The sequence below is a fragment of the Brevibacterium marinum genome, assembly GCF_011927955.1.
Lineage (GTDB): Bacteria > Actinomycetota > Actinomycetes > Actinomycetales > Brevibacteriaceae > Brevibacterium > Brevibacterium marinum.
Window position 1 is genome coordinate 2,032,288 of record NZ_JAATJN010000001.1, and the last position, 24,736, is coordinate 2,057,023.

20 protein-coding genes and 1 pseudogene are annotated in these 24,736 nt (G+C 66.0%); 15 read left to right on the forward strand and 6 right to left on the reverse strand.

Annotation, left to right across the window (positions count from 1 at the left end):
- Positions 1–21: 21 nt before the first annotated feature.
- The 3 genes from BKA07_RS08955 to BKA07_RS08965 are packed head-to-tail and all read right to left on the reverse strand — an operon-like array spanning position 22 to position 3,298.
- Positions 22–780 carry a LutC/YkgG family protein gene (locus BKA07_RS08955; RefSeq protein WP_167950600.1) on the reverse strand — a complete coding sequence of 253 codons (759 nt, stop codon included), beginning with the start codon at positions 778–780 and terminating at the stop codon, positions 22–24.
- Entirely contained in the window at positions 777–2,306 is a 1,530-nt protein-coding gene (locus BKA07_RS08960) for a LutB/LldF family L-lactate oxidation iron-sulfur protein (RefSeq protein WP_425339324.1), read from the reverse strand. Before BKA07_RS08960 ends, BKA07_RS08955 begins: the two co-directional genes overlap by 4 nt.
- Positions 2,303–3,298: a (Fe-S)-binding protein gene (locus BKA07_RS08965; RefSeq protein ID WP_167953040.1), complete on the reverse strand. Its 996-nt coding sequence runs from the start codon at positions 3,296–3,298 to the stop codon at positions 2,303–2,305. Before BKA07_RS08965 ends, BKA07_RS08960 begins: the two co-directional genes overlap by 4 nt.
- A 221-nt stretch (positions 3,299–3,519) precedes the next feature.
- Between BKA07_RS08965 and BKA07_RS08970 the strand changes: the two genes are divergently transcribed.
- Together BKA07_RS08970 and BKA07_RS08975 are read left to right on the forward strand one after the other, a co-directional pair.
- The gene (locus tag BKA07_RS08970) at positions 3,520–4,395 is read left to right on the forward strand and encodes a FadR/GntR family transcriptional regulator (protein ID WP_167950601.1); all 876 of its coding nucleotides are present in this window, start codon (positions 3,520–3,522) and stop codon (positions 4,393–4,395) included.
- 10 nt (positions 4,396–4,405) lie between these two features.
- Positions 4,406–5,326, forward strand: a complete 921-nt coding sequence (locus BKA07_RS08975) for an SCO6745 family protein (protein WP_167950602.1) — start codon at positions 4,406–4,408, stop codon at positions 5,324–5,326.
- 1 nt (position 5,327) lies between these two features.
- Here BKA07_RS08975 and orn read toward each other — a convergent pair whose 3' ends face one another.
- Positions 5,328–5,897 carry an oligoribonuclease gene (orn, locus tag BKA07_RS08980; RefSeq protein ID WP_209044170.1) on the reverse strand — a complete coding sequence of 190 codons (570 nt, stop codon included), beginning with the start codon at positions 5,895–5,897 and terminating at the stop codon, positions 5,328–5,330.
- A gap of 232 nt (positions 5,898–6,129) precedes the next feature.
- On the opposite strand from orn, the gene BKA07_RS08985 reads away from it, so the two are divergent.
- From BKA07_RS08985 to BKA07_RS08995, 3 genes are all read left to right on the forward strand, one after another.
- On the forward strand, positions 6,130–7,722 hold the full coding sequence (locus BKA07_RS08985; protein WP_167953042.1) for a DUF8094 domain-containing protein: 1,593 nt from the start codon (positions 6,130–6,132) through the stop codon (positions 7,720–7,722).
- A 124-nt stretch (positions 7,723–7,846) separates the two neighbouring features.
- Complete coding sequence (locus BKA07_RS08990) at positions 7,847–8,791, forward strand: tetratricopeptide repeat protein (protein ID WP_167953043.1); 945 nt, start codon at positions 7,847–7,849, stop codon at positions 8,789–8,791.
- Positions 8,792–8,844: 53 nt separating this feature from the next.
- Positions 8,845–10,533 (forward strand): hypothetical protein, encoded by a 1,689-nt coding sequence (locus BKA07_RS08995; protein ID WP_167950604.1) that lies wholly within the window; start codon positions 8,845–8,847, stop codon positions 10,531–10,533.
- Between the two features lie 6 nt (positions 10,534–10,539).
- Here the strand turns inward: BKA07_RS08995 and BKA07_RS09000 are convergent, their stop codons facing one another.
- Entirely contained in the window at positions 10,540–11,019 is a 480-nt protein-coding gene (locus BKA07_RS09000) for a hypothetical protein (protein WP_167953044.1), read from the reverse strand.
- A complete protein-coding gene (locus tag BKA07_RS09005) occupies positions 11,016–11,366 on the reverse strand; it encodes a hypothetical protein (protein WP_167950605.1) in 351 nt (116 codons plus the stop codon). The genes BKA07_RS09000 and BKA07_RS09005 overlap by 4 nt, the downstream gene beginning before the upstream one ends.
- Before the next feature lie 124 nt (positions 11,367–11,490).
- On the opposite strand from BKA07_RS09005, the gene BKA07_RS09010 reads away from it, so the two are divergent.
- From BKA07_RS09010 to BKA07_RS09055, 10 genes and pseudogenes are all read left to right on the forward strand, one after another.
- Positions 11,491–12,702 (forward strand): aminotransferase class V-fold PLP-dependent enzyme, encoded by a 1,212-nt coding sequence (locus BKA07_RS09010; RefSeq protein ID WP_167950606.1) that lies wholly within the window; start codon positions 11,491–11,493, stop codon positions 12,700–12,702.
- Positions 12,699–13,892, forward strand: a complete 1,194-nt coding sequence (gene mnmA / locus BKA07_RS09015) for a tRNA 2-thiouridine(34) synthase MnmA (RefSeq protein WP_167950607.1) — start codon at positions 12,699–12,701, stop codon at positions 13,890–13,892. Before BKA07_RS09010 ends, mnmA begins: the two co-directional genes overlap by 4 nt.
- A 14-nt stretch (positions 13,893–13,906) precedes the next feature.
- Positions 13,907–15,892: a prolyl oligopeptidase family serine peptidase gene (locus tag BKA07_RS09020; RefSeq protein ID WP_167950608.1), complete on the forward strand. Its 1,986-nt coding sequence runs from the start codon at positions 13,907–13,909 to the stop codon at positions 15,890–15,892.
- Complete coding sequence (locus tag BKA07_RS09025) at positions 15,885–17,111, forward strand: uroporphyrinogen decarboxylase/cobalamine-independent methonine synthase family protein (protein ID WP_167950609.1); 1,227 nt, start codon at positions 15,885–15,887, stop codon at positions 17,109–17,111. Before BKA07_RS09020 ends, BKA07_RS09025 begins: the two co-directional genes overlap by 8 nt.
- Positions 17,108–19,321 (forward strand): annotated as a pseudogene (gene ligA / locus BKA07_RS09030) (NAD-dependent DNA ligase LigA); the annotation flags it as partial. The gene BKA07_RS09025 and the pseudogene ligA, both read left to right, overlap by 4 nt.
- 128 nt (positions 19,322–19,449) lie before the next feature.
- On the forward strand, positions 19,450–20,019 hold the full coding sequence (locus tag BKA07_RS09035; RefSeq protein WP_167950611.1) for a hypothetical protein: 570 nt from the start codon (positions 19,450–19,452) through the stop codon (positions 20,017–20,019).
- 101 nt (positions 20,020–20,120) lie between these two features.
- Positions 20,121–20,426, forward strand: coding sequence for an Asp-tRNA(Asn)/Glu-tRNA(Gln) amidotransferase subunit GatC (gene gatC / locus BKA07_RS09040; RefSeq protein ID WP_167950612.1), 306 nt, complete (start codon positions 20,121–20,123; stop codon positions 20,424–20,426).
- Entirely contained in the window at positions 20,426–21,928 is a 1,503-nt protein-coding gene (gene gatA / locus BKA07_RS09045) for an Asp-tRNA(Asn)/Glu-tRNA(Gln) amidotransferase subunit GatA (protein WP_167950613.1), read from the forward strand. Before gatC ends, gatA begins: the two co-directional genes overlap by 1 nt.
- Positions 21,925–23,406, forward strand: coding sequence for an Asp-tRNA(Asn)/Glu-tRNA(Gln) amidotransferase subunit GatB (gene gatB, locus BKA07_RS09050; RefSeq protein ID WP_167950614.1), 1,482 nt, complete (start codon positions 21,925–21,927; stop codon positions 23,404–23,406). The genes gatA and gatB overlap by 4 nt, the downstream gene beginning before the upstream one ends.
- Before the next feature lie 175 nt (positions 23,407–23,581).
- Entirely contained in the window at positions 23,582–24,667 is a 1,086-nt protein-coding gene (locus BKA07_RS09055) for a hypothetical protein (protein WP_167950615.1), read from the forward strand.
- Positions 24,668–24,736: the final 69 nt, after the last annotated feature.

The following is a 24,736-nucleotide window of genomic DNA, read 5'->3' on the forward strand; positions in this document are numbered from 1 at the left end:
CTGCTTTGCGCCGCCCCTCTCTCACGGGGCCGAACCGAGGATGATGACGTCGAGGGTGCGGGGGCCGTGGACGCCCTCGACGCGTTTGAGCTCGATGTCGCTCGTCGCCGATGGCCCGGAGATGAACGTCAGCGCCGCACTCGGCGTCAGGCGTGCGATGCCCTCGGGAACGATGTCGACGACATCTTCGACGCGCACGACGCACACGTGGTGGTCGGGCACGAGTGTGATCGCCCGCCGGCCGCACTCCGGGGACCCGTCGAGGACGATGGTCCCCGTCTGCGCGATCGCCACCGCCGAGGCGGTCACCACCGCCGCCTGTGTGTCGAGTTCGGGGACGCTCAGTTCCTGACCGGGTGCGTCGACCGAGACGTCACCGGTGAAGGCGTTCAGCCAGGAGTCGTCGAGCCCACGGGGAACGACGATCTTCGACCCCGATTCGAGGAGTCCGGCGATGGTCTCCGCCGGGTCGCCGCTGACGCGGTGGACATTGGCCTTGTAGTCCTCGAGGCGGTCGATGAGCACTTCGATGAGGTCCTCGCCCTCATGCGTGCCCGTGCGCAGATAGTCCGCGCTCTGATCGACGGTGCCCCCGCCTGCCGCGGGAGCCCCCGGCTGCGCATGCGGCGCTTCAGCGGGCGCACCGGCCGCGGGCGGACCGGCTGCGGGTGCACCGGCGGGGACGGTTCCCGAAACGGATGAGACGTATTCACCCCCGCCTCGGCGCCCGAGGGCCTGGTTGATGCGTCCGAGGATCTCTTCGCGTGCGGTGTCGGTCATGATTCGTCGTCCTCTTCCTCTGCGCGGGCCTCGTCCTCGGCCCACAGCTGCCTGAAGCTCTTCTCCGGCAGCGCGGGGATGTCCCGGCTCGAGGTCCAGGCTCCGGCGATGCCGGGCAGGGAATTGATCTGCTCGCCGCCGGTGACCGCGTGGGCGATGGGCAGACCGGATTCGGCCGTCGCCATCCTCTTGCCCTCGCTCATCATCCACGAAGCTCCCGTGAGGGCGGTGTCGAGCTGTGAGGAGACGGGGGAGTGGTTGGCCTCGGCATCCTCATTGCGCAGATGAACGAGGATGCTGGGGATGTCGATCTTGACCGGGCACACGTCATAGCAGGCTCCGCACAGACTCGAGGCGTAGGGCAGGGAACCGTTCTCCTCGGCCTCGACGCCGGTCATCAGGGGTGAGAGGATCGCACCGATCGGGCCCGGGTACGTCGAACCGTAGGCATGGCCGCCGGTGCGTTCGTAGACGGGGCAGACGTTCATGCAGGCCGAGCAGCGGATGCAGTTCAGAGCAGTGCGCCCGTGCTCGTCGGCCAGAGCGCGTGTGCGTCCGTTGTCGAGGAGGACGAGGTGGACGTTCTGGGGTCCGTCACCGGGTGTGCTGCCGGTCCAGAACGAGGTGTAGGGGTTCATCCGCTCGCCGGTCGAGGAGCGCGGCAGCAGCTGCAGGAACACCTCGAGGTCGTCGAAGCTGGGCAGCAGCTTCTCGATGCCCATCACCGTGATCAGCGTCTCCGGCAGGGTCAGGCACATGCGGCCGTTGCCCTCGGATTCGACGACCCCGAGCGAACCGGTGTCAGCGATGCCGAAGTTCGCTCCCGAGACCGCGACCTTCGTGGTCAGGAACTTGTGGCGCAGGTGCCTTCGGGCCGCCTCGGCGAGCTCCGTGGGATCATTCGTGAGGTCTCCGGCGTCAGGCATCTTCTCCTCGAAGATGTCTCGGATCTCGTCGCGATTGCGATGGATGGCGGGGACGAGGATGTGGCTGGGCTTGTCGTCGCCGAGCTGGACGATGAGTTCGGCCAGATCCGTTTCGAAGGCGTCGATGCCCTGGGTCTCGAGATGCTCGTTGAGCCCGATCTCCTGGGTCGCCATCGACTTGACCTTGATCACCTCGCGGCGCCCGGAGTCGAGCACGGGTGCGTTGGCCTCGGCGAGTTCGGTGACGATGGCGTTGGCCTCGTCGGCGTCACGGGCCCAATGGATGACGCCTCCGGCAGCGGTGAAGTTCGCCTCGAACTCGGCCAGGTATTCGGGCAGGTTCTCCATCACATGGTTCTTGGCCCGAGAGCCTGCTTCCCGCAGTTCCTCCCAGTCATCGAGTTCCGCGACGACATCCGCTCGCTTCTCTCGGATGGTCGAGGTGGCATGTCCGATGTTGTTGCGCAGCTGCTGGTTCGACAGATGCTGATGCGAGACCTCGGCAAAGGACTCGTCTTCGACGATGTTGCCCTGCCCGCCGGGAATCGTGGGACGGTCCCGGCGTGTGGACGGCAGCAGCGGCATTCCCAGAAAAGTCATCGCAGACTCCCTCCGCTCACGGTTGCTCCTTCGCTCTGGACCCGCAGAGGGTCCTCCTTCGTCGAGGCGAGGATGCGGGCCAGATGGACCGCCGACTGTCCGACCCTGAAGCCGGACTGGATCCGACTCGGCTCGGCGGGGCTCGTCCCCTTCTCACCCGGTGTCAGGTGGTCGTCATCGTCGGCTCCGACGACTGCTGTCAGATGGTCGACATTGTCGTCGCCGACGTCGGTCGAACTCGTCTGCCTCACATGCACCGCGGTGACGTCCGGGGTGCCCTCAAAGCTGCCGGTCCTTTGGAACCGTGACAATCCGCCGCCCATGTGGAGCAGGCAGGAGGCGTCTCCGCCGGTGCACACCTCGGCGCCGGTCGAGTGGACGGTCCGAATCTTGTCGGCGAGCATCGCCGATGAGACCTCGGGGTTCTTCACGGAGAAGGTGCCGCCGAATCCGCAGCAGGCGTCGGCGAGGGGCAGGTCGACGTAGTCGATCCCCTCGACGGACCGCAGCAGATCGCTCTGGCGATCGCCGAGGCGCAGCAGGCGCATGCCGTGGCAGGACGGGTGGTAGGTCACTCTGTGGGGGAAGTACGAGCCGAGGTCGGCTGCCGCGTCGGTGATGCCGAGGACGTCGGTGAGCAGCTGGGAGAGTTCGTAGGTCTGGCCGGCGATGTCGGCGGCCTCGGCGGCCAGGGCGTCGTTGCCCATCCGTCTGGCGACCATGGGCTGCTGATGCCCGAGCGAGGCCACACACGATGCCGCGGGTGCGACGGCGACGTCCCAATCGGTGTCGGAGAACGCGCGGGCGTGGGCGGCGATCACCGGTTCCGCCTGCGCGAATTTGCCCGAGTTGATGTGCATCTGACCGCAGCAGGTCTGACCGCTGGGGAAGACGATCTCATGGCCCAGCCTGCGCAGGATGGTCACGGTCGCCTGCGCAACCTCCGGGTACATGGCATCGACGATGCACGTGGCGAACAGTGCAATCTTCATCTGACCTCCAAGCCGATTTGCCTGCAGTGCCAAGAATCGGATCCGGGGCACGATCCCCGCGTGGAGACCGGTCGAACGCGACGGAAGTGGTTCTTGTCACAAGTGTGGTCAGACCTTAACATAGGGGGATGTTCCCGCAAAGACCTCGCCGCCTGTGGCTGTGACGATCGGGCCGAAACCGGGCGTCGTGCCGAAACTTCGGGTCCGAGGAGGCAATTACGATGAATAAGGCTTATGAATTGGTCCTCGCCGGAATCGAGCGATCGTTCCTCGACGGCAGCCTCACCCTCGGCGATCGGCTGCCGGGGGAGCGGGCCCTGGCCGAGCGCTTCGACGTCTCCCGCTCGAGCGTGCGTGAGGCCATTCGCATCCTCGACGCCGTGGGCCTCATCCGTGCGGGAGTCGGATCGGGTCCCGACGCCGGCTCCGTCATCGTCTCCGAGCCCGCTGCAGGTCTGTCTCGTGCGCTGAAGCTGCACGTCTCCGCACGCCACATCGCCCCCGCAGACGTGCTCACCACGCGCGTCGTCCTCGAATCCGATGCCGTCGCCACCGCCGCCGAGGCGCAGCTGCGTGATCATGCCACCGCCCCGTCCGGTGTCGGGTCGTCCGGTGTCGCCCGGTCCGGTGCCGGACCGGGCGGCGTCCACCTCGAGCGGGCAGGCGAGCTGCTGAAGGAGATGTGCGACGCCGACATCTCCAAGGAGGCCTTCCACAGCCTCGATGCGCGATTCCACCGCGAGCTCTGTGCCGCGGCCGGCAACCCGGTCACCGACATCATCCTCGCCTCGCTGTCCAGCAGCATCCTCGACTATGTGTCAGCGGCGGCGGAGACGACCGGGGACTGGCCGAGTGTGCGCAGCGAGCTCACACGACAGCACGCCGGACTCCTCGAAGCCGTCCTTGCCGGGGACTCCGAGCGCGCGCGGCGCGGATGTGCCGCGCACATCCGCTGGTTCGCCGCGACCACGGGCATCGTCACAGCGGACATCAGCGCCGACGCCGCGATTGCCGGCACCGACGCCACGCCGGATGGTGTGACCGCCGGGACCGACGCTGCACCGGATGGTGTCGACGTCGCGGACGCCCGACCATAGGATTGTCCTCATGGACTCGCAGCGCACACAGAACATCAGGACCGTCTCTGCCCGCCTCAATTCCTTCCACTCGGCTATGTACTTCTCCGAGACGGTGGGCCGGAAATACGCCGAGTACGGACTCGAGCCGGGGGTCGAAGGCAATCTCGCGGCACGCTCGGCTCCGATGGGCCGCGTGAACGCGGGAGTCGTCAGCGCCGCCTACTACAACTACTCGCATTCCTTCGTCGCCTCCCTGATCCCGAAGCTGTGGGAGACGGTGTCGCCCGAGGACATGATCCGCGCCCGCTTCGAGGCGGTATCGGCCTTCATGTCCGAACTCTTCGATGACCGTGAGGACATCGCACTGCTCACCGAGGCCGCCACCGAACTGGCCACGGCCACGGCGCCGGTCCTGGCGAACATGGACTTCTCCGGGCGACCGCTGGCCGCGGCCACCGCCGACGCCCTGGCCGGCCATGAGCCGAATACGGCCTTCGAGCAGCTGTGGGATGTGGCCACCATCGCCCGGGAGTTCCGCGGCGACGGTCACGTGTCATCGCTCGTGACGGCCGGAGTCCCCGGCATCGACGCGCTCATGCTCGACGTCGCCACCGGTGCCTCGTTCAAACCGCGCGCGGCGCAGAAGACCCGCGGATACACCGATGAGGAGTGGAAGGGCGCTCAGTCCCGACTGGCCGCAGCCGGTCTCATCACCGTGGGTGAGGACGACCGTGGATTCGATCTGCCTGCCATCACGGACGCGGGCCGAGACCTCAGGGAGCAGGTCGAGCAGCTCACCGACGGCACCGTTGCCGCCGCCTGGTCGGCGCTGGCCGATGAGGAGATCGAGGCGCTGGTGTCCCCGAGTCGCACCCTCATCAAAGTACTGGCTCAGTCGGGAGCCTTTCCCGCGTCGGTGTTCGCCCAACCGGCGAAGAAGACGAGCTGACTCAGCGGGAGATGTTCGAGCTCACTTCGGCGGCGATGGACTTGGCTTCGTCCGAGGTGGGGCCCTCGGCGGAGAACACGGCCCTCCGGTAGTACTTGAGCTCGACGATCGAGTCGAGGATGTCACCGAGGGCGCGGTGTCCGCCGTGCTTCTCCGGAGATTGGAAATAGGCGCGGGGGAACCACTGCTTGCTCAGCTCCTTGATCGAGGACACGTCGATGATCCGGTAGTGGAGGTGGTCGACGAGCTCGGGCATCTGCTTGGTCAGGAATACCTTGTCGGTGCCCACCGAATTGCCGCCCAGCGGCGCCTTGCCCGGTTCGGGGACGTGCTGCTTGATGTACTCGAGGACCTTGACCTGCGCCTCGGCGACCGTCGTGCCCGCGTCGAGTTCGGTGATGAGTCCCGAGCTCGTATGCATCTGGGTGACGAAGTCGTTCATGTTCTCCAGCGCCGCAGCGGAGGGCCTGATGACGATGTCGATGCCTTCGTCGAGGGGATTGAGGTCGAAGTCGGTGATCACGGCCGCGACCTCGATGAGTTCGTCCTTGACTTCGTCGAGGCCGGTCATCTCACAGTCGATCCACACAATTTTGTCGTTGCTCACCGATCCAGCTTAAGGCAGGAGGGCGAGGTTGAGCATTTCCGTCGGCTGTGCGCGCCGACACACGCTGAGCAGACGCACAGAAGCAATGTCTGCGCAGTGACTTAAACTTGGACTGTTCCATATTTTGACGTGGGGCGAGAAGAAGCGTTGTTGAGGGAAGGGTTCGTACGTGCGTTACACACTTGCTGTGATTCTCATGGTGGTGGGTGTCGTTGTCGGAGGCCTCGGAATTCTGCAGAAGACCCTGTGGGCGCCGGATGACCAGATCACCGCCACCGCACAGGTCGATGCGCAGGCACCGGCCGTCGTCGTCGACCCTGGAATGCTCAATCTCTACGAGACGCCTGCAACTCTCACCGTCGAGGGATCGGGCGACCTCACAATCGCCCAGGCTCCCATCGAGAACGTCGACGCCTGGATCGGAGACTCCGCGGTCACCCGGGTGACCGGCTTGGCCCCCGAGGGCGGACTGACGATGGAGTCGGAGGACGGCAAGGGCGAAGTGCCCAATCCGGCCGGAGGCGACCTCTGGCAGTCCGAAGTCACCGGAGAGGATTCCGTGACCCTGGATTGGACCGACGAGGCGAACCGGACCGGCTTCCTCATCGCCGGGAGCGGTGAACCGGGCGACGTCAAGACCGTCACGATCTCCTGGCCCAACCACGCCGAGACTCCCTGGGCCATTCCGCTGATGGCCATCGGCGGTGCACTGGTCGTCGGCGGCGTCGTCCTCCTCTTCTTCAACCGCAACAGCGCGAAGAAGGAGAGCAACCGGCGCAAGGCCCGTCAGGAACGCCGCCGCAAATTGGCCGAATACGGAACCGCCTTCGCCATCGTCCCCGTCCTGGCCCTGAGCGCCTGCGGACCTGAAGAGCTGCCCAAGCCGGAAGCCTCCGAGGCTCCGAGCTCACCCGCGGCCGGGGTCGGCGAGGACCAGGCCAAGCGCATCCTCGATTCTGTGTCCGAGACCATCAAGACCGCCGATGACGACACCGACGCATCCGAGCTGAAGAAGCGGGCCACCGGACCTGCGCTCAAACAGCGCGAAGATGCCTACAAGGTCAAGGACAAGATCGAGAAGCACAAGCTGCCCCCTGCCGTGGCCAATGAGGAGGTCGTCGTCAACTACACCGCGGCCACCGACACGTGGCCGCGGATGACCAGTCTCATCACCTCGGCCGGCGGTGACACACAGCTGCTCGTCCTCACTCAGGAGGGACCGCGGGAAGACTACAAACTGTGGTCGCAGACCCAGCTGGTTGCGGGCACCGAGCTGCCGGACATCCCCGATGCCAGGCAGGGCTCAGCGCTGCTCGACTCGAAGACCGAGGACTACGTCGTCACACCGGAGAAGGCCATCGCCGACTATGCGAAGGCGCTGGGCTCGGGCAAGGACTCGAAGGAGGCGAAGAAGTTCGAGGCCGATGACTTCTCGAAGTCGATCTGGGAGAACCAGAATGCCCAGAAGGACAGCGCGGAGGACGGCAAGGCCGAGGTCGATTACAAGTACACCCCGGGCAAGGAGATCGTCGCGCAGGGAACTGCCGGCGATGCCGCTGTCGTGACCGGAGTCGTCGAGGCGGAGTCGACGATCTCTCCCCAGTACGTCGAGGGCCGCACCGGCACACTGACGCTGTCGACTCCGCAGAAGGAGCTGACCGGAACCGACAGCACACAGAAGTCGGTGACGACCACGACCACGCAGGTGCTGACGTTCCTCGTGCCCAAGGACGGCAAGGTCCGTCTCATCGGCGGACTCGAAACTCTCAGCGGCGCGAAGCTGAAATAGGCAGCCGAAATAGTCGCGAGCCGGGCGGTGTTGATATGTTCTGACCTGGATGTCATCAGCACCGTCCGCACCGTGAGGCGGCGGACGATTCCGCACTTCCCGCAACAAAGGAGACCACGTGTCAATGGATCCCTCGCAGGACAGCACGCAGCCCAACCAAGGGCTCGACCTGTCCGCGGTTCGCAGCAAGAACCTGCCCCATGATGAACAGCACGCAGCGCCGGTTCAGGCCGCCGGAGGTGCCGGCGACCCGAATGCGGTGGCGGTGGGATCGCTGGTCTTCGACGTCGACGAAGCCACCTTCAACGACGTCGTCGCGATGTCCGATCGGGTCCCCATCGTCATCGACCTGTGGGCCGACTGGAGTGAGCAGGGCAAGCAGCTTTCACCTGTCGTCCAACGCGTCGTCGAATCGTACGGGGGCCGCCTGGTCCTGGCGAGGGTCGACGTCGACGCCAACCCGCGCCTGCAGCAGGCCTTCGGCGTCCAGTCGATTCCGAACGTCATCGCCATCGTCAAGGGCCAGCCCGTGCCACTGTTCCAGAGCGCGCTGCCCGAACAGCAGGTCCGGGCCTACTTCGACGAGCTGCTCAAGCTCGCCGGGGAGAACGGCGTCACCGGCCATGCCGTCGTCGCCGGTGCCGATCAGGAACCTGCCGGACCAGCGCACCCGGAGGCCGAAGAGGCTCTGAGCCGTGGCGACTTCGACACCGCCGAATCCCTGTTCAAGACCGCCCTGTCGGAGTCCCCTGCCGATGAGGAGGCCAAATTCGGTCTGGCCCGGGCAGGGCTGGGACGTCGACTCATCGACGCCGACCCCCAGCAGCTCATCGCCGCCGCAGACGCGGATCCGAAGGACGTCGAGGCGGCCAAGGCCGCCGCCGACGCCGAGGTCGTCGGCGGCGACCCGAGCAGCGCATTCAACCGACTGATCTCGCTGATCCGCGTCAGCGCAGGTGACGAAAAGGAAGCGCTGCGCCTGCGGGTCCTTGAACTCTTCGACGTCCTGGGCACGGACGATCCCGCCGTGACCAAGGCACGCACCGCATTGATGAGGGCCTTGTTCTGATCCAGAGAATCCGCCTCGCCACAGCCATTCTGTTCGCGGTCGCCGCGGTGATCGTGGCAGTCCTGGTTGTGTCCGCTCTGTCCGTCGTCGGCACCGACGAGGTGACCGAGACCGAACCCTTCAAGGTCGAGGACGGCGCCTACGCCGTCGTCCTCGACGAGGCGATCGTTCCCTATTCGGGCACCGATGTGACCGTCGAGGCGGACAACTCCGAGGGTACTGAACTGTTCGTCGGCACGGCCAACGGCGTCGACACCGACAGCATGCTCGACGGAGTGGCACAGGAACAGATCAGCGACGTCTCGTTCCCCAGCTCGGTCGAGCACCGGTTCATCCCCGGCGATGATGCGCCCGAAGCCGAGATCACCGACATGGACTGGTGGATCAGCCAGGACTCGGGAGAGAAGGTGTCGAAGACCTTCGATCTCGACGCCGACCCGCAGGTGCTCGTCATCTCTGCCGCCGATGCGGATGAGAATCTCGACGGAACCTCGGTCACGATGAAGATGCATGTGGCAGGAGTCTTCGCCTTGAGCCTGATCGGAATCGCCCTGGGCATCATCCTGGCCGGATTCGCGGCCTTCTTCTTCCTCAAATGGTTCAACGGCCGCATCCGTCCTGACAGGAAACGCCTGAGAGCCGACGGAACAGACGGCACCGACGGAACAGACGGCACCGACGGAACAGGCGGCACCGACAGCACGGTCACCCCAGGCAGCACTGACAGCGCCCGGGCACGACCGCCTCGGCGAGGTTCTGCGCGAAGCACACGATCCCTGCGCACTCTCACGGCCACGGCGCTGACGACCGGTCTGGCATTGAGCGGATGTTCCGCGGTGCCGATTGCACAGCCGAACAGTCCCGACATCACTCCCTACGAGCGCACCGCGATCCGAGCGGGCGAAGCAGGGGAGTTCATGACCGACTACACCGAGTCGCTCGACTCCGTCCTCAAGGACGGCGGCACCGACCTCGACACCATCCAGGGTGAGCCCCTCATCGAACGCACACGTGCCCAGATCCAGATCGCGGAGAAGGCGAAGCAGAAGCTGCGGGCACCGAACTTCACCGAGGTCGTCGCCGGCAGTCCGAGCTTCACGGAGTACCCGATGTGGTTCTACGCATTCGGCACCACCGGTGGAAAGGGCGACGAGAAGCTCACTCAGGTGCAGTTGGCGACTCGGGAATCGGCGTCGACCGATCCGATCGTGCGCACCGCTTCCTACATTCCGGCCGATCAGATGCCGACTCTCATGGCGGACGGGCACGGGGCAGTCAAACCCGGACCGGAGGAATTCACAGACGGGATGACGAAGACCGCCGACCAGGTCTCGACGTTCCTCGCCGACGGCAAGGCCGATGGCGCCGATGCCAACGGTCTGAAGGAGGGCGGCTTCAAGGCGTTCAGGGGCTACCTGGGCGATCTGCGCGGTGAGGACTCCGGATTCGACAAGGTCGACGTCTCCTGCAAGCCCTATGAGAAGTTCGACTTCACGTCGATGACTCTGAGCACCGAGCATGGAGCCATCGGGATGGGCGAGGTCCGCTGCACCCTGACGATCGAAGTCCCCGATGACTATTCGGTCGACCTGGGCGACACCATCGAAGCGGTGAAGACCAACGACAAGGAGGGCGGCACCGTCAAGGTCGCGACCGCCCACCCCTACGTGCTGATGAAGACCGGCGACGAGCTGAGCGCCGTGGCCACCGACTGGGACGTGCTGACCTCACGCATCGAGTGACGCGAGTCAGGCGGCGTCTGAGCCGGTGCGGACCCTGCGTCCCACGAGAGCCAGCCACCAGAGGCCGATGAGCGGCAGGATGAGCGGGATGAATCCGTAGCCGATACCGAAGGTCGACCACACGGACGGCTTTGCGAAGTCCTCCGGGTGGGTGAAGCTGAGGATGCCGACGACGATGACGCCCACGAACTCGATGAGGCATGACGCGATTGCGATCCGGTGGGAAGTGCGGTTGCCGATGACCAGGCAGATCGTCGCCACGATGTAGATGACGGCTGCGAGCACCGACAGCGAATATGCGATCGGTGCCACGTCGAATTCGCGGATGACCTGGTAGCCGGCCCGCGCGGTGGCCGACAGGGCGAAGACCCCGTAGATCGCCGTCAGCGCCCGGCCCGGTCCGGTGTGCATCGCCGAGTAGGCCGAACGGTTCGTCCCCGCTGCCCGGTCCTTCTTCGCCGAGCTGGTTTCGTGTCGCTTCTTCACTGCCAAATCTGGTCCATTCTCTCGATCATGACGAGCACGGTCAGTCCTGCCGCTGCCAGCACTCCCGGTCCCCATCTGCTCAGCTCCGCGAACGCCCAGAAGCCGGCCAGTGCGATGACGAGGATCGCGGTGACGACATAGCCGAAGTACAGGAGTGGATCGACGTCGTGGGCCGAACCGAACGTGGCGATCGAGAGGATCAGCTGCACGATGAGCAGCACCAGAAGCAGTGCAGTCGCCCCGAGCAGCAGCGGGCCGGCAGGCTTGTTGCGGATGGCTTCGACGATCGACCAGACGGCGAGGACGGCGGCCACGGCGCAGAGCACGATGGTGAAAACGGTGAACACCGGGCCAGTTTAGTCGGCCCCGTCCCGGCCCCGGAACTCGGGAAGGTACGCAAGAGGATCGGGCCCGGGTGAGATTCGGCACTGATCCTGGCCGCAGCCTGGGATACGGCCTAAAATCGGGAGAGTGCCGATTTACCTTGACCACGCAGCGACCTCGCCGATGCCCGACGAGGTGCTCGACGTCTACACCGCTGAGCTGAGCAGACGGGCCAATCCCTCGGCTCTGCACGCCGTCGGCCAGGCCGCACGGATGCGCATCGAGACCGCCCGCGAGGACATCGCCCGCGACGTCGGTGCCGCAACGTCCTCCGAAGTCATCTTCACCTCCGGGGGCACCGAGGCGGACAACTTCGCGCTCAAGGGTCTCTACCTCTCGCGCAACCACGGCACCTTCGACTCACCCTCGCGCCCGCGCGTGCTCACCTCGACGGTCGAACACCATGCGGTCCTCGACTCGGTGGAATGGCTGGCCGGCCTCGGCGCGGAGGTCATCTATCTCGACGTCGACGAGGAAGGGCGCCTCGACCTCGACGCGGCCGTGACCGAACTGCGCCGCGCCCCGGAGCGCACCGCTCTCATCTCCGTCATGGCCGCGAACAACGAGATCGGGACCTTGCAGCCGATCGCCGAAATCGGTGCCGCGGCCGAAGACGTCGGCGTTCCCTTCCATATCGACGCAGTCCAGGCACTGGGCCAGGTCCCGCTGAACTTCGCCGAGCTCGGAGCGACCGCCATGTCGATCACTGCCCATAAGATCGGGGGACCGGTGGGCATCGGCGCCCTTCTCCTCGATCGCGGATCCGCCCCGTCCCCGATCCTCCACGGCGGCGGACAGGAACGCGGGGTGCGTTCCGGTACGCTCGACGTCGCCGGTGCCGTGGCCTTCGCCAAGGCCGTCGAACTCGTAACCGGTGACATCGACGCCCGCGCCGCGGGCTTCTCCGTCCTCCGCGATCGCCTCATCGCCGGCATCGAGGACACGATCCCGAACGCCACCCTGTCCGGTCGCCGCGGCGGGGGCAGGCTCCCCGCGAACGCGCACTTCACGTTCGACGGGTGTGAGGGCGACTCCCTGCTCTTCGGCCTCGACGCCAGGGGACTGGCGACCTCGACGGGTTCGGCCTGCTCGGCCGGGGTCTCACGTCCCTCCCACGTGCTGCTGGCATGCGGCATGGACGAGGACGTCGCCAGATCGGCCCAACGATTCAGCCTCGGCCACGACTCGACCGAAGACGAGGTCGATCGTCTCCTCGAGGTCCTGCCCGAGGTCGTCGAACAAGCACGCCGTGCCGGAATGGTCTCGGCCACTCCACGCTGGATGCAAGGAGCATCATGAAAATTCTCGTCGCCATGTCCGGCGGAGTCGACTCCTCGGTCGCCGCCGCACGCGCCGTCGATGCCGGCCACGAAGTCGTCGGCGTCCATCTGGCCCTCTCCCGCATGCCCGGGACCCTGCGCACGGGTTCACGCGGCTGCTGCACGATCGAAGACTCCCGCGACGCCCACCGTGTGGCCGGGATGCTCGACATCCCGTTCTACGTGTGGGACTTCTCCGAACGCTTCAAAGAGGACATCGTCGATGACTTCATCGCCGAATACGCCGCCGGGCGCACACCGAATCCGTGCATGCGCTGCAATGAGCGCATCAAGTTCGCGGCGCTCCTCGACCGAGCCCTGGCGCTGGGCTTCGATGCCATCGCCACCGGTCACTACGCCGAGGTGATCCGCGACGCGGACGGTCTGCCCGAGCTGCACCGCGGGGAGGACCTGGCGAAGGACCAGTCCTATGTCCTCGGCGTGCTCAGCGGCGATCAGCTCGAGCACTGCTACTTCCCGATCGGCGCCACCGCGTCGAAGGCCGAGGTGCGTGCCGAGGCGGCCGAACGCGGATTCTCCGTGGCGAACAAGCCCGACTCCTACGACATCTGCTTCATCCCCGACGGCGACACGAAGGCGTGGCTGGCGGACAAGATCCCGATGCGCCCGGGTCTGATCAAGGACGCCGAGGGTGAGACCCTGGGCGAACACGACGGTGCGATGACGTACACCATCGGCCAGCGCAAGGGCCTGGGCATCGAGAAGCCCGCCCCGGACGGCAAACCGCGATTCGTCACGGGACTCGACCCGGCCTCGAACACGGTCACGGTGGGCTCTCGCGGTGATCTCGCGGTGTCTCATCTGACGGGGATTCGAACCACCTGGGCCGGACCCGCACCGACCGACATCGGCACCGAGCCCGAGAGCGGAATCGACTGCGAGGTTCAGATCCGGGCCCACAGCGATCCGGTTTCGGCTCGGGCCTGGCTCGGAGACTTCGTCTCCGAGGCACCGGAGCACGAAGTGAACCCGGTCGTCGACGAGGTCGAGGTGCCTGCCGCCCGCCCCGCCGGTCAGCTCATGCACATCGACGTCGACGAGGAGCTCTCCGGCGTGGCCCCCGGACAGACCATGGTGATCTACCGCGGTACCCGGGTGCTGGGCCAGGCCACGATCGACGTCACGGCCAAGGACCGCCTCGGCGTCTGATATAGCCTGGGGATATGAAGGAATTTCCCCAAGATGTCGTCACGGCACCTTTCGGAACCTGGTCATCACCGTTGAGCGCTGCGGAGGTGGCCGCGGGCTCCGCACCGATATTCGACGCCGCATTCCGCGCTGAGCACATCTACTTCTCGACGAAGGTCCCCGCGGAGAACTCCCGCACAGGACTGATCCGGACTTCGCTGTCGCATCCGGGGCTCAAGGAGCAGGTTCTGCCGGCGGACTTCAACATCCGATCCTCCGTGCACGAATACGGCGGAGCGGCATGGGCGCTGGATCCCAACAGCGAGGTCATCTACTTCGTCAATGCCTCCGACCAGCGGGTCTGGCAGATCATCCCGGGCAGATCGCCCCACGCGCTGACCCCCGACACCTCGGGCCGCATCCGCCACGGGGACCTCCACATGACCCGATGGGGGCTGCTGTGCGTGCGCGAGGACTGCCGGTCCACCCGCAGGGAACGTGCGATCGTGCTGATCACCAGGCACGGGACGACGAATGTGCTCTCACGTCATTCCCATTTCATGGCCTGGCCGAGGCTGTCTCCGGACGGGTCGACACTGGCATTCATCGGCTGGGAGCACCCCGACATGCCGTGGGACCAGACGAATCTGTGGCTCATCGACGTGCGGACCCCGGACACTCCTGCGGCAGCAGTCCTGGCCGGACACGACGTCTCACTCCTGCAACCCGAATTCACCTCGGACTCGTCACTGATCGTCAGCTCCGACCACAGCGGGCGCTGGAGCCTGTACGCATTGGACTTCGAGCCGATCGACTGCCTGGCTCGCGACAGACGCATTGCCGCGACGGGCTCCGGGCAGGCGAGCGAGACCGCGGAGGAACTCGTCATCGCGGATCTGAGTCCGGTCCTCGACACCAGCGGTGAGATCGGCGGTCCCCTCTGGCAGTTGGGAACGCGCTGGCATGTAGGCGATGGGGAGGAGATCTGGGCCCATTCGCAGGCGGAATCGGCTTCCCTGATCCGGGCGAGACTCGGCGGCGGCATCGAGGACATCAGTCCGGCGGGGGAGAGGTTCGGCAGCCTCGAACTTCTCGACCTGAATCGGACCCACGTCCTGCTGACCGCGAAATCCGCAGATTCGACCGGAGCACTGTACGCCGTCGACAGGGTCACCGGGGTCTTCATCGAGATCGCCCAGGAACGCCTCGACGCCCATCACGACTACTGCTCGCGACCGTACGCCGACGAGCTCGGCGGAGTCCCCGTCGTCATCCACCCGCCGCACAATCCGCGCTTCGCCTCCCTCGAGAGTGAGCTGCCTCCCTTTGTGATCTCGATCCACGGAGGACCGACCGGCCAGGCGACTCCGGACATGTCGGTGCGCTCCAGCTATTTCACCTCCCGCGGGATCGGTGTCATGGAGGTCAACTACGGGGGCTCGACCGGCTACGGCCGGAACTGGCGCAATCGACTGCGGGGGCAGTGGGGATTCGTCGACGTCTCCGACACCCTCGCCGCGGTCGAGGCACTGGTGGCAGCGGGGCTCGCCGATCCCGATCGCATCGCCATCTCCGGGGCCTCCTCCGGCGGGTGGACCGTTCTCTCGGCACTGGCCTCGTGCGATGCCTTCGCCTGCGGAACCTCCTATTTCGGGGTCACCGACCTCATGCGCTTCGTCGTCGACACCCATGATTTCGAAAAGCACTACATCGACGGGCTCGTCGGTCCCTGGCCGGAGGCCCAGGACGCGTACATCACCCGGTCACCGATTCGACGCACGAGCGAGATCAGCGTCCCCGTCGCGATCATGCAGGGAGACCGTGACCCGATCGTGCCTCCCAGCCAGGCCCAGGATTTCGTCGATACCCTGGAACTGACCGGAGTGGAGTACATTTACCGTTTGTACAAGGGCGAATCCCACGGCTTCGTCCGAGCCGAGACCATCATCGATTCCCTGGAAAGCGAGTTCGCGTTCTATGCCGACGTCTTCGGAATCCCACGCAGCCGCAAGCATGGGTGAATCCCTCACATCGCAGACTGCTGCGAGCCCCGCGGCGGCTGCGGACCCCGCGGCGGTGACGGAGCCGGCGAGGTCCCTGGAACCGGCGGGCACGACCACCGGAATCTGGATTCCCGGCCCCCGACCTGAGTCCGGGGCCGGTGGAACCGGGTATATCGCGGGCAGTCCCGTCCGTGAGGCGGCCGCCGCAGCCTTCACCCACCTCGGCGAGCACCTGCCGCCGGTGCCGCTGAACGCCCACCGATCCGAGGACCGGTGGGGCGCCGATGCGATCGGCAGAGCGGTCTCGCTGCTGACGGAACTCCACGTCGACCGCGCTTCCTTCGGCTGGCGTCTGACGAGCGCATCGGGCCGGGACGAGCGGCTCGAGACCTCGGCACTGTACGAGGCCTTCGACGCCATCGCCGAATACGGCGAGGGCTACACCGGTCGGGTCCAGATCTCCCTGCCGGGGCCATGGACCTTGGTGACCGCGCTGAGCCTGAGTTCCGGTGCGTCTGTGCTCGGTGACTTCGGTGCCCGCCGGGACGTTATTCAGGCCTATGCGTTCGGCATCGCAGAATTTGCCGACAGGCTCTCCTCGCTGGGGATGCAGCCGGTGATCCGGCTCGTCGAGACTCGCCTGCATCCGGTGCTCACCGGCACCTGGCCCACCGTCTCCGGCTGGGCCACGCTGCCGGCGATCCCCGAAGCGCAGGTCTACGCGGGGCTGCAGTCGACCCTGCGTCACCTGCCCCCGACGCTGCTCAGCCTCCCCGACTTCGACCGTCTGCGGCTGCAGGGCAAGGAGATCACCGCCGCCGAGGTGGTCCGCGATTCCGGTGTCACCTCCGTGTCAGTGCCGTTGGCTAGCCTGAAGGCACACGGTTGGGAGCAGCTGGCCATGATCGCCGAAGCCGGGATCGGCACATGGCTGGGACTGCCGCCGGCCTCCGGATCGAGACCGAAGGAGGTCAAGCACTGGCTCAATCGGATCGTGACGCCATGGACGCGCATCGGCATGGGCGCGAGCAGCCTGCGTGACTTCGGAGTCCTCGCCGGCGAAGAGCTCCCGATGGCCCATCCGCCGTTGCTGACCTCGGTCGGTGCCGAGTCGGAGGCCGAGGACGGCGGTACGGCAGAGACTCGCGCGGGGATCGCACCGAGCGGCAGGAACTTCAGCACGGGAACGATGATGATCGCCGCCGGTCTGCGGCGTGCCTTTGAGGAGATCGAATGACCACAACGCCCGACGATTCCGGCCGGTCAGAGGCCGCCGACCTGACTGAGAGCGCCGAGGCTGCAACGAGCTCGAATCTCTCGGATGCCACTGCCCGTGCTCAGGCGCATGCGGAACTCGTGGACCAGATCGAAGAGCAGCGAGCCGCCTACTACGGAGACGACTCTCCGCTCGTCGCCGACGCCGAATACGACGAGCTCGTCCACCGCCTCGAAGACCTCGAGGAGCAGTTCCCGGAACTCGTCACGGACTCCTCTCCGACACAGACCGTCGGCGGCAGCGTCGACACGTCCACCTTCGACCCGGTCGAGCACATCGGTCGGATGTACAGCCTCGACAACGTCTTCGACTATGAAGAGCTGAGGGGATGGTACGACCGGGTGCGGGCGGCCACCTCGGCGAGGTCGAAGTTCCTCTGCGAACTCAAGATCGACGGTCTCGCGGTCAACCTGCTCTACCAGGGCGGCGAACTCGTGCGCGCGGCCACTCGCGGCGACGGACGCATCGGCGAGGACATCACCGCGAACGTGCGCACCATCTCAGACATCCCCGTCCACCTCGACACGGACCACCCGCCCGCCGAAGTCGAGATCCGCGGCGAGGTCTTCTTCCCGCTCGAGAAATTCACCGAGCTCAACGCGGCACTGGTCGAGGAGGGCAAGTCTCCGTTCGCGAACCCGCGCAACTCGGCCGCGGGATCCCTGCGCCAGAAGGACCCCGCCGTCACGGCAGTGCGCCCGCTGCACATGCTCGTCCATGGGATCGCCGTGTGGACTCCGGCCGATGATTCGCACCCCGAGCCCGCCCACCAGTCAGAGGTCTATGAGCAGTTCCGGTCCTGGGGCCTGCCGATCAGCGAATACTTCCAGGTTCTGGAGACGATCGACGAGATCGAGGACTTCGTCACCCACTACGGCGAGCACCGCCACGACGTCACCCACGAGATCGACGGCATCGTCATCAAGATCGACGACATCGCCGTCCAGGAGACCCTCGGCTACACCTCACGCGCGCCGAGGTGGGCGACGGCCTTCAAGTATCCGCCCGAAGAGGTCACGACGAAGCTCATCGACATCCAGGTCCAGGTGGGCAGGACCGGTCGCGTCACCCCGTTCGCTGTGATGGAACCGGTCACCGTGGCCGGATCCACCGTGGAACGGGCCACACTGCACAACGCCCACGAAGTCACACGCAAGGGTGTGCTCATCGGCGACACCGTGACCCTGCGCAAGGCAGGCGACGTCATCCCCGAGGTGCTCGGCCCGGTCGCAGCCCTTCGCGACGGCAGCGAACGCGAATTCGTCATGCCCGACCGCTGTCCCTCGTGCGGAACGAAGCTCGGACAGCAGAAGGAGGGGGACAAGGATCTGCGGTGTCCCAATTCGCGCTCATGCCCGGCCCAGCTGGCCAACCGCATCTTCTACCTCGCCTCCCGTGCCGCCTTCGACATCGAAGCCCTCGGCGAGGAGGCGGCACTGGCCCTGACCGCGCCGACCGAGCCCGAACAGCCGCCGCTGACCTCGGAGGCCTTCCTCTTCGACCTGACGGCCGAGGACCTCGCCGATGTGAAGATCTGGCGCGACAAGAAGGTCAAGGGTGTGGAGACGGGGGAGAGGGAACTCGTTCCCTACTTCTACACGCGCGCAACAGCGAAGAAGCCGAGCGGGCCGAGCGCGAACACGAAGAAGCTCTTCGACGAACTCGACAAAGCCAAGGATCAGGACCTCTGGCGAGTTCTCGTGGCCCTGTCGATCAGGCACGTGGGACCGACCGCCGCACGGACCCTGGCCGCTCACTTCCGCACCCTCGCCGCGATCCGGAACGCCGAACTCGAGGAGCTCTCGGCCGTCGACGGGATCGGATCGACCATCGCTGCGAGCATCCATGACTGGTTCGCCGTCGACTGGCACAACGAGATCGTCGATGCCTGGGCGAAGGCCGGAGTGCGGATGGAAGACGAGGAGCAGGAATCCGGTGCTCAGACCCTGGAAGGTCTGACGATCGTCGCCACGGGGTCGCTGAGCACTTTCACCCGTGACGGAATCAAGGAGGCGATCCTCGGAGCCGGAGGCAAGGCATCGAGCTCGGTGTCGAAGAAGACCGACTACCTGGTGGCAGGCGAGAACGCCGGTTCGAAGGTGGACAAGGCCGAATCGCTGGAGGTCAAGGTCATCGACGAGGACTCGTTCCGCGCGTTGCTGGAGACAGGCAGGCTTGACTGATTGCGGGGGTTCGGCTGTGATCTGAGGCACTGCTGCCACGGATTCGTCATCGAATGTCAAGGATCATCACAGCGGCAATGAAGTGGGAAGACAGTTTGGTCTGGAAGAGTGAAGGCATGAAATCAATCCCCCGATTGGTCGCCGGCACCGCCGTTGTCCTCGCCGCGGTCCTCACGACTGCACCGGTGACAGCAGGCATCGCCGACTTCGTCCTCACCCAGGGGCAGCAGCCGACCAAGCGAGCCGCGCCCGCGCTGACCGGCTCCGCCTCGACCTCGGTTGCACCGGTCAGGGACCGCGACGATGACCGTACACGTGACGACGAGCAGCTCGGTGACGAGGAACGCGTCACTGGTGATGACGAACGCGTCGGCGGTGACGATCGATCGGATGACCGGAGTCGCACACAGGGCAGCACGACCACAGCGGCCGACACCGGCTCGCAGACCACAGCGGCCGATACCGTCTCGCATACCTCTGATCTGGCTGCCTCGGCCGCGCAGACAGCGGGACTGGTGGCCCACACCGCTGCCGACGCCCGATCACGGGTCTCGGATCTGGCAGACGACCTGCAGTCGGGAGTCGAGGCCGGAGAATTCTCCCAGGCAGACGCGGACCGGGTCCTCGGCGACCTTTCGGGCTACATCAAGGGCGAACGCACCTGGCCCGAACGCACCGTCGCCTGATCGCACCCGCCTCGGCGAACCTCACATCGGTCTCATCAGAACCGGTCCCGCAAAGAGACTAGACTGGCTGACGAGTAAACAGAGACGATGAAAGGCAGGGAATGACGGAGTCCTCCGCAATCACCCCCGAGCAAGTCGAGCATTTGGCTTCGCTGTCTCGGATCGCCATGGGCGAAGACGAGCTGAAGTCGCTCGCCGGTGACCTGAGCACCATTTTGAGCAACGTCGCCAGGGTCAACGAAGTGGCCGGCGACGACGTCCCGGCGACCAGCCATCCGATCGCACTGTCGAACGTGCTGCGCCCCGACGTCGTGGGTGAGACCCTGACCAACGAGCAGGCTCTGGCCTCGGCCCCGGCCTCGGCCGACGACAAATTCCTCGTCCCCCAGATCCTCGGGGAGGAATGATGAGCGAACTGACACGCAAGAGCGCCCTCGAACTCGCCGCAGGATTGAAAGCCGGCGAGTTCTCCTCCGTCGAGGTGACGAACGCCCACCTCGATCGCATCCACTCCACCGAAGACGAGTTCGGCTCCTTCATCACCGTCACCGACGATCTCGCACTGGAGACGGCCAAGACCGTCGACGCCAGGCGCAGCACCGGTGAAGACGTCCACGCCCTGGCCGGAGTGCCCGTGGCGCTCAAGGACCTCGTCGTCACCGAAGGCGTGGCCACTACAGCCGGTTCGACGATGCTCGAGAACTGGGTTCCACCCTACGAATCCACCGTGCACAACAAGATCAAAGCCGCTGGACTCCCCGTCCTCGGCAAGACCAACCTCGACGAGTTCGCCATGGGATCGACGACCGAGCACTCGGCTTTCGGCACCACCCGCAACCCCTGGAACCTCGAGCACGTGCCCGGCGGATCCTCGGGCGGCGCGGCAGCCGCCCTCGCCGGGTTCCAGGCTCCGCTGTCGGTCGGCACGGACACCGGCGGGTCGGTGCGCCAGCCCGCCGCGTTCACCGGCACCGTCGGTGTGAAGCCGACCTACGGTTCGATCTCCCGCTTCGGCATCATCGCGATGGCCTCGAGTCTCGACCAGGTCGGTCCGATGGGGCGCTCCGTCGCCGATGCCGCGGTGCTGCACGAACTGCTGGCCGGCCATGACCCGTTCGATTCGACCTCCCTGCCCGACCCCGTGGCAGGATACGTCTCAGCGGCTCAGACCTCCGACCTCAAGGGCAAGAAGCTCGGCGTCATCAAGCAGCTGCGCGGCGAGGGACACCAGGACGGTGTCCGCGACGCGTTCTCCGCCGCCCTCGACGTCGCCGCCGCGGCAGGTGCCGAGATCGTCGAGGTCGACTGCCCGTCGATCTCCTACGCCCTCGACGCCTACTACCTCATCATGCCCTCCGAGGTGTCCTCGAACCTGGCCCGCTACGACGGCATGCGCTACGGCCTGCGGATCGAACCCGAAACCGGTCCCGTCACCGCCGAGACGGTGATGGCGGCCACCCGCGCAGCCGGATTCGGCGATGAGGTCAAGCGCCGCATCATCCTCGGCACCTACGCCCTCTCCGCCGGCTACTACGACGCCTACTACGGTTCGGCGCAGAAGATCCGCACCCTCGTGCAGAACGACTTCGCCAAGGCCTTCGCCTCCTGCGACGTCCTCGTCTCACCGACGGCGCCGACGACGGCACTGAAGTTCGGCGCCGAGGCGGCCTCCGACCCGATGGCCCTCTACCTCGGCGACGTCGCGACGATCCCGGCCAACCTCGCCGGAATCCCCGGCATGTCCCTGCCCGCGGGTCTGGCCGACGGTCTTCCCGTCGGATTCCAGATCCTCGCCCCGGCACGTGAGGACGTGAAGATGTACGAGGTGGCCGGCCCGCTCGAAGCGGCCCTGGAGGCCTCCGGATCCCGTGTGCTCGATACCCTCGCGGAAGGACTGACCACCAAGTGAAATACGAAGACGCGATCCGGAAATACGATCCGGTCATCGGCATCGAGGTCCACGTCGAACTGGGCACCGCGACCAAGATGTTCGACGCCGCCCCCAACACCTTCGGCGGGGGACCGAACACCAACATCACGCCCACCTCCCTGGGGCTGCCCGGCTCCCTTCCCGTGGTCAACGAGAAGGGCGTCGAGTACGCGATCAAGATCGGTCTGGCCCTGGACTGCGAGATCGCCGAATCCTGCCGCTTCGCCCGGAAGAACTACTTCTATCCGGACGTGCCCAAGGACTTCCAGACCAGCCAGTCCGATGAGCCCATCGCCGCTGAGGGCGCACTCGAGATCGAGCTCGAGGACGGAATGATGGTCACCGTGCCCGTCGAGCGTGCCCACATGGAGGAGGACGCCGGCAAGAACACCCACGTGGGAGGCGCGACCGGACGCATCCACGGAGCCGACCATTCCCTGGTCGACTACAACCGCGCCGGTGTGCCGCTGGTCGAGATCGTGACCCACCCGATCACCGGGACGGGTGAGCGGGCCGCCGAGGTGGCCTCGACCTATGTGCGGACACTGCGCGACATCTTCCGCGCCCTCGAGGTCTCGGAAGCGCGCATGGAACAGGGCAACGTCCGCGCCGACGTCAACGTGTCCCTGCGTGAGAGTCCGGACGCCCCCATGGGGACCCGCACGGAGACGAAGAACGTCAACTCCTTCCGGTCGATCGAACGCGCAGTCCGCTACGAGATCGCCCGTCAGGCCACCCGCCTGGAAGCCGGCGAGACGATCGTGCAGGAGACCCGTCACTTCCACGAGGAGACGGGGGAGACCTCTTCGGGCCGTCCGAAGTCCGATGCCGATGACTACCGGTACTTCCCGGAACCCGACCTCGTGCCGCTCGTTCCCGACCGCGCCTGGGTCGAGCAGCTGCGGGCGGGCCTGCCCGAGCTGCCGGCACAGAAGCGTCGCCGTCTCATCGCCGACTGGGGATTCTCCGACCTGGAGATGCGAGACGTCGTCAACGCCGGTCTGCTCGAAGCCATCGAGGACACCTCGGCCGCCGGCGCGACTCCCGCGGCGGCACGCAAATGGTGGACCGGTGAGGTCGCCAGGCTGGCCAATCAGAAGGACCAGCACCCCACCGAGCTGGTCGCGCCGGCCCAGGTCGCGGCCCTGATCGGACTGATCAACGACGGCAAGCTCAATGACAAGCTCGCAAAGGACGTCCTCGCGGCGGTCGCCGCGGGCGAAGGCGAACCCGCCGATGTGATGAGTGCCCGTGGTCTCGAGATCGTCGAGGACACGGGGGCCCTCGAGGCGGCCGTCGACGAGGCGATCGCGGCGAACCCCGATGTCGTCGAGAAGATCAAGGGCGGAAAGATGCAGGCCATCGGCGCCCTGATGGGACCGATCATGAAGGCAACCCGCGGCCAGGCCGACGCCGGACAGGCCAAGGAGCTCATCCTCGCCAAGATCAATGGTTGAATCGGCTGAATTGAGCAGAACTCAGGATTGATCCAGCCGCACCCTCTAGACTTGACATTCAGACGAGTCCGGAGGGTGCGGCTCTTCGCATGCCCCGGGCCTGACGTCGACTCAGCCGGAGACGGACTCGGTCGAATCGACGTGAGCGAGTCATCCGTGTGTGGAGGTGAATGCGGTGTCCCAGTCGTGGAAGTCGTTGTGGAAGTCCGAATGTGGGAAGTCGATCCCGATCTACCGGGTCCTCGTGCCCGAAAGCGTCAATCAGGGCGTCATCAGAGCGTGGAACGCCAGAGGCTACCGCTACACGGCCGGTGCCCCGAGCGCGATCATGCTCACCGGGGGAATGCGTCGGAACTTCTTCCGCTCCAGTGTGCTGTTCAAGGGCGGCACGGGAGCCGGAGCCGCCGTCACCGCGGGCTTCGCCGCTCCGGGCGGCCTGGCGCTGCTGTCGGGCTTCGCCGATGCGGCACTGACCTTCGGCGCATTCGGAGGGGTCACCGCCGTCGGTACGGGTGTCTTCGCCGCCGTGACCGGACCGAAGTATCTGCGTGATCCCAAACGGCTGAGTCGGAAGAACCGCCGGAAGGTCGGTCAGGCGCAATGGATCACGCCCGTTGCCCTCGGTTTCCTTCCCGGCCGCAAGGAAGGACGCGACACCGACGAACAGCGCCTGTTCCACCTGGCTGTGACGATTGCGCGAAAGATCGTGCGCACACGTGCCTGGACCCACCCGATCCTGCGCGATCACGTCTCACGCGTCGACCTCGACCACGCAGTCGCCTCGATCGGCGTACGGCTCACCGAGTTGGTGAAACTGCGTGAGGAGATCGAGAGCATCAGGGACGCGGGAACCGAGAAGTCGGTCGAGACGTATCTGTCGAAGCTCGCCCTGGCCTTCACCTCGATGGCCGATCGGGTGCTGTCCATGCACGAGTACTACGAGCGTCTCACCGAACTCGACCAGCAGCTCATGCTTCTGCACAACTCCGAACGCTCCCGTGAGCTCGGCGACCGCGTCCTCGATGTCCTGTCACGGACGGCAGCCGATGACTCTGCCGACTGGCAGTTCAGGGAGCTGCGGATCGATGCGGAGTCTCAATCATCGGTCATCTCCGGCCTCGTCGCCGAGCTCGAACAGACCGCCGATGACTTCGACGATTTCGACTCGCGTCTGGCAGCGGCGCAGGAAACGCTCGACGAGTTGGAGCCCACGCCTTCATCCGCGCCGTCGCGGCAGAAGGACGATCGCCCCTCGGATTGAGTCTGAAACTGACTGAGCCCGAAACTGACTGAGTCTGAAACGGACTGAGTCCGCAAACCGGGACCGATT

Coding starts and splice junctions, on each gene's coding strand:
- BKA07_RS08955 (WP_167950600.1), bottom strand. CDS start 780: ATGACCGACACCGCACGCGAAGAGATCCTCGGACGCATCAACCAGGCC.
- BKA07_RS08960 (WP_425339324.1), bottom strand. CDS start 2,306: ATGACTTTTCTGGGAATGCCGCTGCTGCCGTCCACACGCCGGGACCGT.
- BKA07_RS08965 (WP_167953040.1), bottom strand. CDS start 3,298: ATGAAGATTGCACTGTTCGCCACGTGCATCGTCGATGCCATGTACCCG.
- BKA07_RS08970 (WP_167950601.1), top strand. CDS start 3,520: ATGAATAAGGCTTATGAATTGGTCCTCGCCGGAATCGAGCGATCGTTC.
- BKA07_RS08975 (WP_167950602.1), top strand. CDS start 4,406: ATGGACTCGCAGCGCACACAGAACATCAGGACCGTCTCTGCCCGCCTC.
- orn (WP_209044170.1), bottom strand. CDS start 5,897: ATGACCGGCCTCGACGAAGTCAAGGACGAACTCATCGAGGTCGCGGCC.
- BKA07_RS08985 (WP_167953042.1), top strand. CDS start 6,130: ATGGTGGTGGGTGTCGTTGTCGGAGGCCTCGGAATTCTGCAGAAGACC.
- BKA07_RS08990 (WP_167953043.1), top strand. CDS start 7,847: ATGGATCCCTCGCAGGACAGCACGCAGCCCAACCAAGGGCTCGACCTG.
- mnmA (WP_167950607.1), top strand. CDS start 12,699: ATGAAAATTCTCGTCGCCATGTCCGGCGGAGTCGACTCCTCGGTCGCC.
- BKA07_RS09020 (WP_167950608.1), top strand. CDS start 13,907: ATGAAGGAATTTCCCCAAGATGTCGTCACGGCACCTTTCGGAACCTGG.
- BKA07_RS09025 (WP_167950609.1), top strand. CDS start 15,885: ATGGGTGAATCCCTCACATCGCAGACTGCTGCGAGCCCCGCGGCGGCT.
- BKA07_RS09035 (WP_167950611.1), top strand. CDS start 19,450: ATGAAATCAATCCCCCGATTGGTCGCCGGCACCGCCGTTGTCCTCGCC.
- gatC (WP_167950612.1), top strand. CDS start 20,121: ATGACGGAGTCCTCCGCAATCACCCCCGAGCAAGTCGAGCATTTGGCT.
- gatA (WP_167950613.1), top strand. CDS start 20,426: ATGAGCGAACTGACACGCAAGAGCGCCCTCGAACTCGCCGCAGGATTG.